Origin of the sequence: Pseudomonas sp. FGI182 (assembly GCF_000511325.1) — a bacterium.
Lineage (GTDB): Bacteria > Pseudomonadota > Gammaproteobacteria > Pseudomonadales > Pseudomonadaceae > Aquipseudomonas > Aquipseudomonas putida_Z.
Window position 1 is genome coordinate 2,968,803 of record NZ_CP007012.1, and the last position, 15,041, is coordinate 2,983,843.

Below are 15,041 nucleotides of genomic sequence, written 5' to 3' on the forward strand. Positions count from 1 at the left end.
ATGGAGCGAGCAACGTGTAAAAAGATTCATTAATTTTGACTGGTTGGTCATCGGTCTTTTCCATCGCCATGTTTCCATCACGTACTCAGCGCAAATGCCGCTCCAGAGCCAGTGCATCGGCTATCGCAGCACCGGAGGCGGTGTTGTCGAAAATGCACCAGGTGGGCACTCCAGCGGCAAGGCTGTGCTGCAAGCGTTCAGCCAGACGCTGCAGATATTCGTTGGGATACTCGCTGTGGTAGATCCTCGGTTCGCCATGCAGGCGCCAATAGACCAGCCCTGGCCAACCACCCGGTTGCGCATCGGTAACGAAACGCGACGGGCTCGCGGCAACCTGGGCGATGCGCAAATCGACCAGCATCGGCTGCGCCGATTGCCAGCTGGCGTGCCTGGGCTCCAGCGCTACCGGCCCGTCATACCGTTGCCGCAGGCTTTCGAAGAAACGTCGCGCATGCTCGGGGTCATGGCCAAGCGATGGCGGCAGTTGTACCAGCAGGCAACCCAGGCGGTCGCCCAACTGCCCGCATTGAGCAAGAAACCTGTCCAGCGCGTCCTCGCACCCGCAGAGCCGCTGCTCATGGCTGATGGCCTTGGGCACCTTCACCGCAAAGCGGAAATGCTCAGGTACGGACGCAGCCCAACGGGCGTAGGTTTCGGGGCGATGGGGTCGGTAGAAGGAACTGTTGATTTCCACCGCATTGAAGCGGCTGGCGTAGCGTTGCAGGTGGCTGCCGGGCTGCGCAAATGCCTCGGCGTAACGGCTCGACAGGCTCCAGCCAGCGCAACCCAGATGAATCATTCAACGACCTGCCGGTTCGCCACGCAACGCCTCGCCCTCACCCGCGACGCGCCGGGCATACCCAACACCCCACAGCAGCGCCCGCCTCATGGTTTCCCCTGCGCGCTGGTCGTAGATCCGTTCGTATAGCACCGAACCGTCGGTGCGATAGACCCCGATGAACAACTGCGTGGCGCCTGTGCGTGACAAGCGTGTCTGCACTTCCAGGCAGGTGCCGGTGCCGAGCGTTTCCTCATGGGTTTGATGGTGCAGGATCGGGTCGCACCACCGTCTGTAGGTTTCACCTCTTCGTTTCATCTGCCAGCCCTCACCTTTTCATGGCTGCTGATAATGCCCCGGCGATGTGCCTGGCTCATGGTCGTGCTCCAGACGCTGCACCTGCACGTCAGTGAAAGACGACGCTTCGTTGCGGTGCATGCCTTGCAGGTAATCGCGCGCCGCTTCGCGGCTCAGGTCCTCCTGGTCGCTGCGCAACTCGCAGGTGCCGGGTTGGTTGTCGAGGATGTAGCTGATCAGGTACAGGTACTTGGCCATCGCTGTAACTCCTGCTGGCTGAATGAAATCGGGCGACTCAGCTCGATTGATCCTGGCTTGAGTGCAGCCGTTCAGCAGCGACGACGACCGGCTCAGGAACTCAGCGCCAGGCCGTCATCAGGGCGCCACGCGTGCCGTTGACCGGGTCTTGTGCGGGGTCGGGCACGGAAGCGATTCGCGCCAGCGCCTGCTGGTGCGCTGCGCTTTCTGGGCGCTGGATATCGTAGTTTTCCTGCCCCTTGGGATAGGCGCCGACCACCAGAAAATCATCGCTGCTCTCGACGCAGCGATGGCCAGTTCCTGCCGGCAGTACCAGTACGTCGCCGCACTTCACGCTTATTGTCTGCCCCGCTTCGCCGCCCAGCGTCACCCGCGCCCGGCCGCATGCGACGCCCAGAACCTCATGAGCATTGGGGTGGAAGTGATGGAAATCGAAGATCCCGCCGCGCCACAGCGGCACCCACTGGTGTGCGGTGAACAGCGCCTCGAAGGCATTGGCGCAGTCTTGCGACGGATTGAGTTGCAAACGGTACAGCAATACCGGGAAACGGCTGTTCGGCGTTGCACCGTCGTCCTTGAAATGCAAGGTCTGCACGGTGGCACCCGCAGTGTCTGTCGCATTCATGTCGAGCATCCTGATCCTGTTGTCCGTTCACTTGCGAACCCGATGGCTCATGCAAGGTTCCAGTCGGTAGACCAGTGCGCACACACTTGAAACTTTCCCGATCCGAGCCAAGTCCAGACCCCTATCGGTCACAGGACGGGAGAAGGCAATGACCAGCACGGTAGGCGACTTTCTGGTGGAGCGCTTGTATCAATGGGGGGTGCGGCGCATCTTCGGCTACCCCGGCGACGGCATCAACGGGGTATTCGGGGCGTTGAGCCGGGCCGAGGGCAAGATCCAGTTCATCCAGGCACGCCACGAGGAAATGGCGGCCTTCATGGCCAGCGCCCATGCCAAGTTCACCGGCGAATTGGGCGTGTGCATCGCCACCTCCGGCCCCGGCGCTTCACATCTGCTCACCGGCCTGTATGACGCGCGCATGGATCACCAGCCGGTGCTGGCCATCGTCGGTCAGCAGGCGCGAGCAGCACTTGGCGGGCATTACCAGCAGGAGCTGGACCTGCTGTCGATGTTCAAGGACGTCGCAGGTGCCTTCGTCCAGCAGGCTTCGACCCCGGAACAGGTGCGCCACTTGCTCGATCGCGCCGTACGTACCGCCGTCGGCGAACGCCGGGTCACCGCCATCATCCTGCCCAACGACCTGCAGGACCTGCCCTACCACGAACCACCGAAAGCCCATGGCACGGTGCATTCCGGCATCGGCTACAGCAGGCCCAAGGTGGTGCCTTTCGAGCAGGACCTGCAACGTGCCGCCGAGGTACTCAACGCCGGACGAAAAGTGGCGATCCTGGTCGGTGCCGGTGCACTGCAAGCCACCGAGCAGGTGATCGCGGTAGCTGAAACGCTTGGTGCAGGCGTGGCCAAGGCGCTGCTGGGCAAGGCCGTAGTGCCAGACGACCTGCCATGGGTCACCGGCGCCATCGGGCTGCTAGGTACCGAACCGAGTTATCGGTTGATGAACGAATGCGACACCTTGCTGATGATCGGCTCTGGTTTCCCCTACGCCGAATTCCTGCCTGAGGAAGGCCAGGCCCGTGGCGTGCAGATCGATTTGCAGCCAGACATGCTCAGCCTGCGCTACCCCATGGAGGTCAACCTGGTCGGCGACGCCAGCGAAACGCTGCGGGCACTGCTGCCATTGCTCGAACACAAGACCGAGCGCCGTTGGCGCGACAAGGTCGAAGGCTGGCGCGCAGACTGGGACAAGACCCTGCAGAAACGCGCCTTGCTCAAGGCTGACCCGATCAACCCCCAGCGCGTGGTGCACGAACTCTCCCCTCGCCTGCCCGACCACGCCATCGTCACCAGCGACTCCGGGTCCTGCGCCAACTGGTTTGCCCGCGACCTGCAGATACGCCAGGGCATGCAGTGCTCGTTGTCCGGAGGCCTGGCCAGCATGGGCGCGGCGGTACCCTATGCCATCGCCGCCAAGTTCGCCCATCCGCAGCGCAGCGTGGTGGCATTGGTGGGTGACGGGGCGATGCAGATGAACAATCTGGCCGAGCTGATCACCGTCGCCAAGTACTGGCGCCTGTGGGAAAACCCACAGTGGATCTGCGCGGTGTTCAACAACGAAGACCTCAACCAGGTGACCTGGGAACAACGGGTAATGGAGGGCGACCCCAAGTTCGAGGCCTCACAGGCGATTCCTGATGTGCCCTACCATCTGTTCGCCATCTCCATCGGTTTGCAAGGCATCTATGTGGAACGCGAAGAAGACATTGCCGGCGCCTGGGAGCGAGCCCTGGCGGCTGACCGGCCGGTGTTGATCGAGTTCAAGACCGATCCGGACGTACCTCCCTTGCCGCCGCACATCAAGCTTGAACAGGCGAAGAAGTTCGCCAGCAGCCTGCTCAAGGGCGACCCGGACCAGGCTGGGGTCATCGTACAGACGGCCAGGCAAGTTCTCGGTTCGGTATTGCCGGGCAAGAAATGAGACGTGCGCAGCAGCCGCAGCAACCAGCCCCGCCGGCACCCGGCCAACTACACTCAGTCGACACACGTCTGCGCAGAGACAGTAATCATGCCTACGCAAACCGCAATCGTGTTCGCTGGCGGCGGCAGTCTGGGTGCGGTCCAGGTGGGGATGCTGCGGGCCCTGGTCGAAGCCGAAGTCCAGTTCGACATGGTGATTGGCGCCTCGGTAGGCGCCATCAACGGTGCCTACTTTGCAGCAAGGCCCAACGCTCAGGGCGTCGAGACACTCGCCGAATTCTGGCGAGGCCTGAGCAGAACCGACATCTTCCCCTTGTCCTGGCTCGATACCTGCCGGGGCCTGCTCAAACGGCGTGGTTTCCTGCTGCAGCCAGCGGCCTTGCACCGATTGCTTGGCAAGGCGCTGCCGATCCATCGCATCGAGGATGCGAAACTGCCCCTGCATATCGTCACCACCGACCTGCTCAGTGGTGCCGAGACAGTGCTGTCCAATGGCGAACTCGAGCAGGCGCTACTGGCCAGCGCCGCGATCCCGCTGGTGTTCCCTTGCGTGCAGATCGGCGGCCAGTTCCTGGTGGATGGCGGTGTGGCAAGCAACACGCCTATTTCGACAGCCGTAGCGCTGGGCGCCAGCAATGTCGTGGTAATCCCCACCGGGCTCAGCTGCGCCTTGACTCAACCGCCCCGCGGCCTCGTCGCCTTGGCCCTGCACACTGTCAACCTGATGAGCATGCGCCAGCTTGTGAGTGACATCGAACACTTCCGCACGCTCACCAGCCTGCATATCGTCCCGCCCTTGTGCCCGGTCGATGTCTCGGTATTCAACTTCGACCAGACCGAGTCATTGCTGGAGCGGGCCTATGAGCAGACGCTTCGGTGGCTGGACCACGGCGGGCTCGAACGGACCAAGGTGCCGGGTGCCCTGACCGTTCACTCGCATGCCCATGAGCATTGATTGATGTGGACGGTTCGGGGCCTTACACATCTGCCCGGCGAAACACCAATACCCTTGAAACAGTGGTTTGGCATACGGCATCGTCCTGATTGAGCGTGATGCTTTCAAGGACAGCGAAGCCCCGGTCAGGCTTAGACTTCGACGCGGCAAGCTCCCTTATGGTTGTGGTCACTCGCAGCAGGTCACCTGGTCGCACGGCCCTTGGCCAGGTGATTTCGCTGCCGGCCCCGATGAGCCCGCCGGCCACAGGAACACTCTCTACCAATAACCGCATCGTGACTGCGGATGTATGCCAGCCGCTAGCAGCCAGCCCAGCAAAGAAGGTTTTTTGGGCAGCATCGGGGTCCGTATGGAATGGCTGGGGGTCGAACTCCGAGGCGAAGCTCAGGATGCGTTCCTGGGTCATTTCATACGAGCCGCTCATGAAGGACTCACCTACTTGCAAGTCCTCGAAAAAGAGCCTTTCAGGTGCAGAAGCCATGAGTTACCTCCGGGGTATGCAGGCAGCGACGGCAAAGCGAAACGCGCTGGAACTGGCGCCAGTTTAGCCCTTCCCTACCTGCCTCCAGAAGCCACGCTCACGCTAGCGCTGCTCCCGTACGAACTCGATGAAGGCCCGCAACGCCGCAGGCACCTGGCGGCGGCTCGGGTAGTACAGATACAGCCCCGGGTAGTAGTGACACCAGTCCCCCAGCACCTGCTGCAGATGGCCACGCTCCAGGTGCTCCTTGGCCATGTCTTCGAACACATAGGCCAGGCCGAGCCCTTGCAAGGCAGGCGCCAGCATCAGGCTGACGTCACCCAATACCAAGGGCCCCTGGACATCGACCTCCAGTTGCACGCCCCCGCGCTCGAATTCCCATCGATAAAGTGCGCCACCAGGGAAGCGGTGCCCGATGCAAGGTAGTTGCTTCAAGTCCTGCGGGTGCTGTGGAACAGGATATCGATCGAAGAACGCGGGCGCCGCTACCACCACCGAACGAAGGTAAGGGCCGATGGGCAGCGAAACCATGTCCGCCTGGAGTCGCTCCCCCAGGCGCACGCCGGCGTCAAAGCCGGTGCCCACCATGTCCACCAGCGCATCGTCACTGACGATTTCCAGGCGTACATCCGGATACGCCTGCAGAAAGCGATTGGCCAGTGGCAGTAGTGCGAGCTCTACTGCGGCGCGCCCGGCGGTGATGCGCAGGTTGCCTGACGGTTTGTCGCGGAAGTTGTTGAGGTCCTCCAGCGCGTCGGCGATGTCCCGAAAGGCCGGTTGCAGCCTCTGGTAAAGACGCTCCCCGGCCTCGGTAAGCGCCACACTGCGCGTGGTGCGGTTGAACAGGCGAACATCAAGACGGGTTTCCAGGGCCCGCAGCGCATGGCTCAGGGCCGAGGGCGTAAGGCCCAGCTCGACTGCCGCGCGGCTGAAGTTCAGGTGGCGGGCAATGCACAGGAACAGGGACAGGTCGGCGGTGCTGGTTGGCTTCATTGCTGAAAGCTACTCAAAGGCCTATGTAATATTCATGGGATTATCACATCAATCCGCAGATTTTAAAGTTCGCTCAACTCATCGAGAAGGCCCGCATGGTGCAGGGTCGGATACAGGAGGAGTTGACATGCGTACCTGGCTCATTACTGGCGCTTCCCGCGGTTTCGGCACCCTGATCGCCCAACAGGCCCTGGCAGCGGGTGACGCCGTCATCGCAACGGCGCGTAACCCGGAAGACATCGAGGCTCGCCTTGGCCGGCACCCGAACCTGTTGGCCGTGCGCCTGGATGTGACCCGCGAAGAGGACGCCCATGCGGCGGTCGCTGCTGGCATCAAGCATTTCGGGCAAATCGACGTGCTGGTCAACAACGCCGGTTTTGGCGTGCTCGGCGCGGTAGAAGAAACCAGCGCCAGCGAAACCGAACGGCTGTTCGCCACCAACGTTTTCGGGCTGCTCAACGTAACCCGCGCCGTACTGCCCCACATGCGTCGCCAACGCAGCGGCCACGTGATCAACATCTCGTCGCTCGGCGGCTACCAGGCCTACATGGGCTGGGGGGTGTACGGTTCGACCAAGTTCGCGGTCGAAGGCATCAGCGAAGCGATGCACCAGGAACTGGCCCCCTTGAGGATCAAGGTGACGGTGGTCGAGCCGGGCTTCTTCCGTACCGACTTCCTGGATGACCAATCGCTGGTGAAGACGGCCCTGGAGCTGCCTGACTACGCAGCCACCGTCGGCGTCATGCGCCACTACGCCGAGGCGGCCAACCATGCCCAGCCCGGCAACCCGGCGAAGCTGGCCGAAGCCCTGCTGGCCCTGGCCAATGCAGCGAACCCGCCACTGCGCCTGGCGCTGGGCAGCGACGCCGTCGCGCGCATCGAGGCCAAGAACAGCGCGGTCGAGCAAGAACTGGCCCAGTGGCGGGACCTGTCGCTCTCTACCGACTTTGCCGCGTAGCCGTCGCTGGCCTGCCAAACCTGAACCGGGTGCGCCGGTTCAGGTTGTCAGTGGCATTGAACAGCCGCCTCGACAATCAGCTGGACCAAGAGCGTAACCTGCACGCTCAAGGCAACGTTTGCAGGGTGAACCAGGCCAATGTCGCGATGAAACGTGTGGCCGCCAAGATCATAGGCGCGCACGGAGGCAGGCCAGGCGTCTCGGCTGACTGTTTGTGGCACCAACGCTACCCCCACACCCTTCCCGACCAGTTCGGTGATGGCATCCAGTTCGTCCAGTTCGCACACGTCTCTGGTATTGAAATGAAATTGTCGAAGGAAGCGGTCGACCTGGCGCCCACCAAATGACGAGCGATCGTAGCGAATGAAGGGTTGGGTCGAAAGCATTTCGCTCCACTCGGCATCCGCGAGCCCGGCTGGAACTATCAGCCTGTAAGGCTCGCTTGCCAACGTTGTCCAGTGAAGATCGCTTTGCAATTCGAACGGCGGCCTGATGATCACGGCGATGTCGATTTCCCGGGCATCTACCGCACTCAGCAGCTCCAGCGACAGGCCAGGGATGATCCGCGTGCGACATTCAGGCCGGGCGCCATGAAACTGCGCCAGTGCTTGTGGCAGCAGTGACCTCTGTACCGACGCGATAGCGCCGACCTCTACCTGCACGGTAGGCGCCACACCCTGAGCACTGGAACCCAGGCTGTTGTAGAGCCTGACGAGCTCCTGGGCCTGCTCCAGAATCTGCTGCCCGCGCCTGTTCAGCTGGGCGTTGCGGCCTTTGCGTTCAAAGATTTCATACCCCAGTTCGGCCTCCAGCCTCTGCATCTGCGCGCTTACGGCCGCCTGGGTCAGGTTCACCTTGAGCCCGGCTGCAGCGAACGTGCCCTCCCGGGCCACGGCAATCAGGGTCTTGAGCTCGCGGATCATTCACAATTTTCCTTTGTGTTTTTAAGAAAAATATATTGATTTTTTTATTATTTAGCCACTCCTAGAATCGGCAAAAACGAGAAACAAGCCACCCACCCCAATGACGACCTGTTGCTTCACAGGTCGTTACCCATAGCCCTCAAGGAGTTTCTGATGAGCCTGTCCCCCTTCCATCTCGCCATTCCGGTTTACGATATTCCCGCGGCTCGCAAGTTCTACGGCGAGGTGTTCAACCTTGAAGAAGGACGTTCCGCAGCCCAATGGGTCGACTTCAACTTCTATGGCCATCAACTGGTCATCCACGAACATCCCAAGATGCCCTACCAGGAACATGCGCTGAGCAACCCGGTAGACGGCCACAATGTGCCAGCCCCTCACTTTGGCGTGATTTTGCAGTGGGACGAGTGGGAAGCGCTTGCCAAGCGCCTGACCGACCTGGGTACCGAATTCGTCATCGAGCCCTACGTCCGCTTCAAAGGCCAGGTGGGCGAGCAAGCCACCATGTTCCTCTTCGACCCGTGTGGTAACGCGCTGGAGTTCAAAGCCTTCAAGGACATGGGGCAGATCTTCGCCAAATAGCGTTGTTTGCCCGCGTGCCCCCGGGCGTGAGCCCTTCGCTCACGCCTTCAATTACTGCCAACAGCGCAGCACACCTTAAATCAATAAAAATAGGCTGGCGTCATGAAAAAAGTCCCACTGGTCTGGCAGATCGTTATCGGCTTGTTGCTCGGCATCGGCGTTGGCTGGTTCTTGAATACACACCCGGAACATCAACAATGGGTCAGCAGTGAAGTGCTCAAACCCCTGGGTGACATCTTCATCAAGATGATGAAGATGATTGTCGTGCCCATCGTCTTCTGCTGCATGGTGCTCGGCATTGCAGGGGGTGGCGACAACAAGTCGTTTGGCCGTATGGGGGTCAAGTCCCTCGGCTACTTTTTCGCAATCACCACCTTGGCCATCATTGTCGGGCTCGTGCTGGCCAATCTTCTGGAGCCTGGTTCAGGTACGGTGATCGCCGGCATGGCGGGAGGCGATGCGAGCATTAAATCGGAACCTGCCAAAGGCGCTTTGATGATCCTGCAGAACATTGTGCCGGACAACCTCTTCCAGTCGCTGTCCGAAGGCAAGCTGCTTTCCATCCTGTTCTTCGCGGTACTGTTCGGCATGGCCCTGAACGCCTTGCCGCGCGAAAAGAGTGCGCCAGTCGTGGCAACACTGCAGGGCACCGCCGACGCAATGTTCAAGCTGGTGAACTATGTCATGGCATACGCGCCCATTGGGGTGTTCGGCATGATCGGTTCCACCGTGGCAACCTTCGGCTTCGCCTCCCTGCTGCCATTGATGAAGTTGATCGGGGTCGTTTACCTGGCACTGATCCTCTTCGCACTGATCGTACTTGGCGGCATCTGCCTGTTGATCGGCGAGAACCTGTCGAAGCTTGTCCGCTATTTCAAGGATGAGCTGATCCTGGCGTGCTCGAGTGCGGCATCCGCGGCGGTAATGCCACAGCTGATGGAGAAGCTTGAACACTATGGTGTTCCCAGGCGTATCGTCAGCTTCGTAGTACCGGTCGGGTATGCGTTCAACCTGGATGGGGCGTCGATTTTCCTGGGAGTCGCGACGATCTTCATCGCCCAGCTTTACGGTATAGACCTCACACTGTCCCAGCAAATACTGCTGGTCGTGACCATGGTGCTCACCTCCAAGGGCGCAGCCGGTGTTCCAGGCTTCGCAATCATCATCCTCTCGGCCACGCTGGCATCTGCCGGGCTTCCCCTCGATGCTGTGGCGCTGGTGGCAGGCATCTTCCGAGTGATCGAAAGCGGGACTACCACGCTGAACGTGCTCGGCAATGCAATAGCGCCACTGGTGATTGCCCGCTGGGAGGGGGTTCAGTTGAAACCATCCCGGCGTGAGGCGGCGAGTAAAGGTTGACGGGCCAATTGCCCAGCCCTTCGAGCTGCGCTGTCGCGCAGGGAACAATATTCGAGAGCGGGTCACATCCCCTGTGGGAGCGGGCGTGCCCGCGAACACCGGCGCAGCCGGTGCCATGCACCGCGTTGGCCGTTTCGCGGGCTCGCCCGCTCCCACAGTAAAGGTGTATGCCTTCAGAGCTTACAAACAGCCAACATGCTCGCAGCGTCGCTGCACTCGAACTTGCCGGGTGCTTCGACCGCGATGTGCCTGACCACCAGGTCGTCGACCAACATGGCATAGCGTTGCGAACGCCGGCCCATGCCGCGTGCCGAGAGGTCCTGGATCAGGCCCAGCGCCTCGCTGAATTCACCGTTGCCATCGCCAATCATCCTGACCGCCTCGCCCACCTGCAGGCTCGCGCCCCAGGCATTCATGACGAATGCATCATTGACCGAAACACAGAGAATTTCGGCAACCCCAGCGGCGAACAGGTCCTGGGCCGCAGCCACGTAGCCCGGGACATGCCGCTCCGAACAGGTTGGCGTGAAGGCACCAGGCAAGCCGAAGATCACCACTTTTTTCTGCTTGCAGCGCTCGTGCAGGGAAAACGCGTTCGGGCCGATCGCACAGCCGCCCTCGCCGTTGCTGTACTGGTAAAGCGTTACGTCGGGCAGTGTATCGCCGGTCTTGATCATCGCTGTCTCCCTGGGGCGGTAAATGGGCAGGCATGATGCAGCAATCCACCAGGGTTCGTACATGGTGCACCGCTTTGACAATGATCAAAGCAACAGATCCAGTTGCTCGAGGCACCGCCGCTCATCAATTGCGGTAACGCCCTTCAATGTACTCGCGTCCAGTAGCGGTGTATTGAACAGAGCCAGCCGAATCACCCCGTTGCGATCCAGAAACGTCTGTGCCAGGCACTGGCAGACCGGTTTTGCCACCTGTGCGACGATAGGCGCGTTTTGCGGTACAGCGGCCTGAGCCTGGAAATTGGCCTCGCACGCATTGACGATGTTCTCCACGGTACGCCCGGCCAGCCATAGCGTGCCTGCGCCAAACCCTGCCATCAACGCCAACATGGCCAACAGAATGTTCGACTCCCTGGCCACCGCCCGGATGCGCTTGAGCCTTGCCTGCCAGCCGATGGCGCCACCGGTGAAAATGGTATTGCCGACCATGCGCTTGACGCTGCGCTGCACGGCCCATCCGACTGCTGCGCTCAATGCAAACAAAGCCAGCAGCACTGCCGGGGTACGCATTGGCAGCCGCCATACCGGGCTGAGCGCCTGGTAAACAGAGGCCGCCAGCACCAACGTGGCGATCGCTGCGATCCAACCAAAACTGCCCCGGGGGCGTTTTAACCAGGCCCTGAGCTTTGCCCTTGCTTGTGTATCCATGACACCTCCCGCATCGCCGTCAATGCACGGGGGCTGGCGCTACGGCTCCCACGTATCGATTACATGGGGATGAACCGCCAGCACACTGCATGGCGGCTTGCTGACGATACGTTCGGTGGTATCGCCCAGCAGCTTGTCCAGCCCCTTGGGCTGAACGACGCCCATCACCACGGCATCGATATCCAAGGCAAGCACTTGCTCGCGAATCACCTGCACCGGCGGCCCCTCCTTGAAGTGCCGGCGCTCCAGAGGAACGCCTTGGCTATCTGCCAGCGTGTCGAAGCTCGCCTGCAAGGCATCGCGCATTTCATCGATCCACGTCTGGGTGAGGCGGTGTGCCGAACACGCGCGCCAGTACCGGTGTGGCCTCGCTGTCCTTGATGACCATATCGGGCTGGAGCTCGGTGATGTAGTCGATGGCCTCGCTACGCAGGTCGTCGGCGTACACACTGTCGTGCGTCAGCGGGACACCGCCGGACCGGTGCCGCTCGATCAGCCCCGCAAGCCGCTCCCGAAATTGCTCGTACTGGCGCTGTTCATCGGCCTCATTCAAGCGCTCTTCGCGCAGCAGATGTTCCTCGACGGGCTCGAACAACCCGAGCACATGCACGGCGGCGCCGCTTGCATGCGCCAGGGCCAGGGCCCTGCGCAAAGCGGCCGAATGCGGGTCAACGTCGGTGAGCAGCACCAGCAGTTGTCGATAATGGCCCATGGGAAACCTCCGGCCGGATGTGGCGATGATCAATAGCCTCTGGCTACGGATAGCCAAGGCCCCTGCCGTTCAACGCTCGGGCGAAACAATCAGCACACTGTTGCCCAACCGGTGCAGTACCCGCTCGGTGGTGCTGCCAATGAACCAGCCGACGCCATGGTGATGATGGCTTCCCATCACAACCACATCGATGGCGTTGGCTTCCATGAACAGTGCCAGGACCTTGGCCGGGTCCCCTACCCGCATGTGACGTTGTTCGGCGGCGATCCCGTTGCGCTCCGCCAATGCCTGGAAAGCGTCGCTCTGGGCCTCGTGCAGGGTCTGGGCCAGGTTTGAACCGAACAGGAACGAATGTTCCCGACTGCCGCCAGCATCCAGGTACATGGAGCCCAGATCGTAGGCATACAGCACGTCCAGGCTTGCGTTGCATTGCAGCGCAAGTTTCAGCGCTTCGCTGATGATCCGGTCGTTGAACCCCGCATACTGATCGTCCGGCCGGGACAGGTCCACGGCTGCGAGAATCCTGCGCGGCAGGGCGTGCTCGGCCTTGTGCACCAGGTGCAGTGGAACATGTGCTTCGCGCAACAACTGGATATCGAGCGAGGTGAACATCGCGCGCATCCACCATGGTTCGTGCTCGGACGCCTTGACCAGCATGGCGAACGGCTGCTCGCGCAGATGCACCAGGATTTCATCCAGCGGATGCTGGGCCCATACCACCTCGGTGGTCACTGTCACGCCGTTGCGCCGCATCGACAGCGCCTGGGATTCCAGCCATTGGCGGTGCTGTTGCACATACCCGTCGCGCATGGTGGCCAGTGCCTGGTCATTGACCAGGCCCGCCGTGGCCAGCCCTTCCAGGTAATCGAATGCCACGATGTGCAGTGCCATTCCCTTGGCCTTGGCCAGCGCTGCGGCACGGTCATAGACCGGGGTGCGACGCATCAATGGTGACGCGATGAGCAGTAGTCTTTGCGGGTTGGGCATGGCACACCTCTGCGGTCTGGATGTGTCACTCGATCATGTGCCAGCGGCGCCCTGCCATATTGATGTCTATCAATAGTCCAGCCGGTTTTCTCAGGCAGCCCGACCATCAGCTAGCACGGCGAACCTGAAGCCACTGGAACAACCCCATGCCACCCAGCATTGCAGCGACGAACAGCCAGGCCTGCCAGTACCCTGCAGGCAGCAGCACCAAGGCCGGCCCCGGGCAGATGCCCGCAAGCCCCCAGCCAATGCCGAATACCAGGCTGCCACCGATAAGACGTCGGTCCACATCACGTCGGCCGGGCAATTGCATCGCCCCACCCAGCAGTGCCGTTGAATGACCGCGCGCCCAGCGCATCGGCAACCATGCCGCAGCAATCGCGCCGATCATCACCAGCGCCAGCGAAGGGTCCCATAGCCCGGCAATGTCGAGGAAACCGAGCACCTTGGCAGGGTCGGCCATGCCTGCAAGCAACAACCCCACGCCGAACAGCAGCCCAGCGATAAAACCACTGAACACTGGCATGTCAGGCCCCTTGTACGAGATGGCGGACCACATACACCGTGGCAAAACCGGTGGCCATGAAGCACAGCGTTGCCACCGCCGAACGGGGTGACAGGCGCGACAGGCCACAGACGCCGTGGCCGCTGGTGCAACCGCTGCCGTAGCGGGTGCCGAGCCCTACCAGCAGGCCCGCTGCGATGAGCGTCCACGATGCCGTGGTGAAACGGGCTGACGGCAGCGTGGCAAATATCCCCCAAAGCAACGGGGCTGCCAGCAGCCCCAAAAGAAAGGCAAGCTTTTCTCTGCGCCCTTCCCCGCCTCGCTGCAGCATCGAACCAAGCAAACCGCTTATTCCCGCAATACGGCCGTTCACCACAGCGAACAGGCCAGCCCCCAGCCCGATCAACACACCACCGGCCAGCGCGGACCATGGCGTAAAGGCCAGCAAATCGATTGTCATCGTATTTCTCCCCATAACAGGAACAAGACTGGATTAAAGTTTCAGAGATCGCAGCACAAGCGATGACGTGGTCGAAGCACGCCATCGATCTCGGCCACTACCTGCCTTGTTGCATCCTCGATGGCCCCTTCATTACGGCACAGTACCCAGCCGTGTTCCACAACCGCACGTTCGAACGCCTCGGTACAGGCAACCTGCTCGTCCAGGCTATGGATCACCGTACTACCCAACCCGCGCGTTCGTGCCGCGGCCCTTGCCCATGAAGTATCAGGGGCCGTGACAACGCCGACATGCAAATCGGGCACTTGCACATTTCGCTCGAGGTTCAGACGCAGGATCTCGTCGAACGCCACGCTGCGGCGAAATGCGGCATCGGACGGGTACCAGCGATCGATCAGGATGATGCTGTCTACTGGCTGCCTCGGCAGCACATGCCGGGAAATCCAGGCACGGCTTTCGGCGAAGCGCTCGCAAACCCTCAATTCCAGGTCCCGGGAGGGGTTTCTGACCAGTTGATTGACGAGGGCCATGGTTTTCCCCCGGTAGGGGTCGCTTTTTTTCTCGCAAAGCCGGATCACTTTCTTGTTGTCAGCCCTCAGGGCCTTGGTAACCGCCTCCAGAAGCGTGGTCTTGCCGGTGCCCTTGGGCCCATCGATGGAAACAAACAGCGGGCGGGTCATTTTTAATTACCAGTCGAATCTGAAGATGCAGCGCAGGCCTGGGTGCCAGCGCGGTCTTTGTGGGAGCGGGCATGCCCGCGAAGCAGGCGACGCGGTGGATGGCACCGGCTAAGCCGGTGTTCGCGGGTAAACCCGCTCCCACAGGGTCCCTGCTAAAGCAACAAGTCATGTGCA

The 15,041-nt window shown here is 61.4% G+C and carries 18 protein-coding genes and 1 pseudogene; 5 read left to right on the forward strand and 14 right to left on the reverse strand.

Annotated features, from left to right (window positions below; translation table 11 throughout):
• Positions 1-85: 85 nt before the first annotated feature.
• The 4 genes from C163_RS13115 to C163_RS13130 form a co-directional block, all read right to left on the reverse strand.
• Positions 86-799 (reverse strand): DUF72 domain-containing protein, encoded by a 714-nt coding sequence (locus C163_RS13115; RefSeq protein ID WP_025339191.1) that lies wholly within the window; start codon positions 797-799, stop codon positions 86-88.
• Positions 800-1,096 carry a hypothetical protein gene (locus C163_RS13120; RefSeq protein ID WP_025339192.1) on the reverse strand — a complete coding sequence of 99 codons (297 nt, stop codon included), beginning with the start codon at positions 1,094-1,096 and terminating at the stop codon, positions 800-802.
• Positions 1,097-1,114: 18 nt separating this feature from the next.
• Positions 1,115-1,333 (reverse strand): hypothetical protein, encoded by a 219-nt coding sequence (locus tag C163_RS13125; RefSeq protein WP_003258752.1) that lies wholly within the window; start codon positions 1,331-1,333, stop codon positions 1,115-1,117.
• A 100-nt stretch (positions 1,334-1,433) separates the two neighbouring features.
• A complete protein-coding gene (locus tag C163_RS13130; protein ID WP_038408139.1) occupies positions 1,434-1,967 on the reverse strand; it encodes a cupin domain-containing protein in 534 nt (177 codons plus the stop codon).
• 139 nt (positions 1,968-2,106) lie between these two features.
• Here C163_RS13130 and C163_RS13135 point away from each other — a divergent pair, with 139 nt between their 5' ends.
• Positions 2,107-3,894, forward strand: a complete 1,788-nt coding sequence (locus C163_RS13135; protein ID WP_025339194.1) for a thiamine pyrophosphate-requiring protein — start codon at positions 2,107-2,109, stop codon at positions 3,892-3,894.
• Between the two features lie 87 nt (positions 3,895-3,981).
• Positions 3,982-4,848 (forward strand): patatin-like phospholipase family protein, encoded by an 867-nt coding sequence (locus tag C163_RS13140; RefSeq protein WP_025339195.1) that lies wholly within the window; start codon positions 3,982-3,984, stop codon positions 4,846-4,848.
• 22 nt (positions 4,849-4,870) lie between these two features.
• On the opposite strand, the gene C163_RS13145 is transcribed toward C163_RS13140, so the two are convergent.
• Positions 4,871-5,329, reverse strand: a complete 459-nt coding sequence (locus C163_RS13145; protein WP_025339196.1) for a MaoC family dehydratase — start codon at positions 5,327-5,329, stop codon at positions 4,871-4,873.
• A 102-nt stretch (positions 5,330-5,431) separates the two neighbouring features.
• A complete protein-coding gene (locus tag C163_RS13150) occupies positions 5,432-6,322 on the reverse strand; it encodes a LysR family transcriptional regulator (protein WP_025339197.1) in 891 nt (296 codons plus the stop codon).
• A gap of 127 nt (positions 6,323-6,449) precedes the next feature.
• On the opposite strand from C163_RS13150, the gene C163_RS13155 reads away from it, so the two are divergent.
• Positions 6,450-7,280 carry an oxidoreductase gene (locus C163_RS13155; RefSeq protein ID WP_025339198.1) on the forward strand — a complete coding sequence of 277 codons (831 nt, stop codon included), beginning with the start codon at positions 6,450-6,452 and terminating at the stop codon, positions 7,278-7,280.
• 47 nt (positions 7,281-7,327) lie between these two features.
• Here the strand turns inward: C163_RS13155 and C163_RS13160 are convergent, their stop codons facing one another.
• Positions 7,328-8,203: a LysR substrate-binding domain-containing protein gene (locus tag C163_RS13160; protein WP_025339199.1), complete on the reverse strand. Its 876-nt coding sequence runs from the start codon at positions 8,201-8,203 to the stop codon at positions 7,328-7,330.
• 153 nt (positions 8,204-8,356) lie between these two features.
• Here C163_RS13160 and C163_RS13165 point away from each other — a divergent pair, with 153 nt between their 5' ends.
• Both C163_RS13165 and C163_RS13170 read left to right on the forward strand, forming a co-directional pair.
• Entirely contained in the window at positions 8,357-8,782 is a 426-nt protein-coding gene (locus tag C163_RS13165; RefSeq protein WP_025339200.1) for a VOC family protein, read from the forward strand.
• Positions 8,783-8,884: 102 nt separating this feature from the next.
• Positions 8,885-10,141, forward strand: coding sequence for a cation:dicarboxylate symporter family transporter (locus C163_RS13170; RefSeq protein WP_025339201.1), 1,257 nt, complete (start codon positions 8,885-8,887; stop codon positions 10,139-10,141).
• A gap of 173 nt (positions 10,142-10,314) precedes the next feature.
• Here C163_RS13170 and C163_RS13175 read toward each other — a convergent pair whose 3' ends face one another.
• The 7 genes and pseudogenes from C163_RS13175 to C163_RS13205 all read right to left on the reverse strand — a co-directional run bounded on the left by C163_RS13175 (position 10,315) and on the right by C163_RS13205 (position 14,867).
• Positions 10,315-10,818 (reverse strand): peroxiredoxin, encoded by a 504-nt coding sequence (locus C163_RS13175; RefSeq protein WP_025339202.1) that lies wholly within the window; start codon positions 10,816-10,818, stop codon positions 10,315-10,317.
• 84 nt (positions 10,819-10,902) lie between these two features.
• Complete coding sequence (locus C163_RS13180; protein WP_081742274.1) at positions 10,903-11,523, reverse strand: hypothetical protein; 621 nt, start codon at positions 11,521-11,523, stop codon at positions 10,903-10,905.
• Between the two features lie 39 nt (positions 11,524-11,562).
• Positions 11,563-12,235: pseudogene (locus C163_RS27725) on the reverse strand (universal stress protein).
• A gap of 69 nt (positions 12,236-12,304) precedes the next feature.
• Positions 12,305-13,222: a universal stress protein gene (locus C163_RS13190; RefSeq protein WP_038408141.1), complete on the reverse strand. Its 918-nt coding sequence runs from the start codon at positions 13,220-13,222 to the stop codon at positions 12,305-12,307.
• A 106-nt stretch (positions 13,223-13,328) separates the two neighbouring features.
• On the reverse strand, positions 13,329-13,748 hold the full coding sequence (locus C163_RS13195) for a DUF6691 family protein (RefSeq protein WP_025339204.1): 420 nt from the start codon (positions 13,746-13,748) through the stop codon (positions 13,329-13,331).
• 1 nt (position 13,749) lies between these two features.
• Positions 13,750-14,187 carry a YeeE/YedE family protein gene (locus C163_RS13200; RefSeq protein WP_025339205.1) on the reverse strand — a complete coding sequence of 146 codons (438 nt, stop codon included), beginning with the start codon at positions 14,185-14,187 and terminating at the stop codon, positions 13,750-13,752.
• A 41-nt stretch (positions 14,188-14,228) separates the two neighbouring features.
• Entirely contained in the window at positions 14,229-14,867 is a 639-nt protein-coding gene (locus C163_RS13205; RefSeq protein ID WP_025339206.1) for a dTMP kinase, read from the reverse strand.
• Between the last annotated feature and the right edge of the window lie 174 nt (positions 14,868-15,041).

Coding starts and splice junctions, on each gene's coding strand:
- C163_RS13115 (WP_025339191.1), bottom strand. CDS start 799: ATGATTCATCTGGGTTGCGCTGGCTGGAGCCTGTCGAGCCGTTACGCC.
- C163_RS13120 (WP_025339192.1), bottom strand. CDS start 1,096: ATGAAACGAAGAGGTGAAACCTACAGACGGTGGTGCGACCCGATCCTG.
- C163_RS13125 (WP_003258752.1), bottom strand. CDS start 1,333: ATGGCCAAGTACCTGTACCTGATCAGCTACATCCTCGACAACCAACCC.
- C163_RS13130 (WP_038408139.1), bottom strand. CDS start 1,967: ATGCTCGACATGAATGCGACAGACACTGCGGGTGCCACCGTGCAGACC.
- C163_RS13135 (WP_025339194.1), top strand. CDS start 2,107: ATGACCAGCACGGTAGGCGACTTTCTGGTGGAGCGCTTGTATCAATGG.
- C163_RS13140 (WP_025339195.1), top strand. CDS start 3,982: ATGCCTACGCAAACCGCAATCGTGTTCGCTGGCGGCGGCAGTCTGGGT.
- C163_RS13145 (WP_025339196.1), bottom strand. CDS start 5,329: ATGGCTTCTGCACCTGAAAGGCTCTTTTTCGAGGACTTGCAAGTAGGT.
- C163_RS13150 (WP_025339197.1), bottom strand. CDS start 6,322: ATGAAGCCAACCAGCACCGCCGACCTGTCCCTGTTCCTGTGCATTGCC.
- C163_RS13155 (WP_025339198.1), top strand. CDS start 6,450: ATGCGTACCTGGCTCATTACTGGCGCTTCCCGCGGTTTCGGCACCCTG.
- C163_RS13160 (WP_025339199.1), bottom strand. CDS start 8,203: ATGATCCGCGAGCTCAAGACCCTGATTGCCGTGGCCCGGGAGGGCACG.
- C163_RS13165 (WP_025339200.1), top strand. CDS start 8,357: ATGAGCCTGTCCCCCTTCCATCTCGCCATTCCGGTTTACGATATTCCC.
- C163_RS13170 (WP_025339201.1), top strand. CDS start 8,885: ATGAAAAAAGTCCCACTGGTCTGGCAGATCGTTATCGGCTTGTTGCTC.
- C163_RS13175 (WP_025339202.1), bottom strand. CDS start 10,818: ATGATCAAGACCGGCGATACACTGCCCGACGTAACGCTTTACCAGTAC.
- C163_RS13180 (WP_081742274.1), bottom strand. CDS start 11,523: ATGGATACACAAGCAAGGGCAAAGCTCAGGGCCTGGTTAAAACGCCCC.
- C163_RS13190 (WP_038408141.1), bottom strand. CDS start 13,222: ATGCCCAACCCGCAAAGACTACTGCTCATCGCGTCACCATTGATGCGT.
- C163_RS13195 (WP_025339204.1), bottom strand. CDS start 13,748: ATGCCAGTGTTCAGTGGTTTTATCGCTGGGCTGCTGTTCGGCGTGGGG.
- C163_RS13200 (WP_025339205.1), bottom strand. CDS start 14,187: ATGACAATCGATTTGCTGGCCTTTACGCCATGGTCCGCGCTGGCCGGT.
- C163_RS13205 (WP_025339206.1), bottom strand. CDS start 14,867: ATGACCCGCCCGCTGTTTGTTTCCATCGATGGGCCCAAGGGCACCGGC.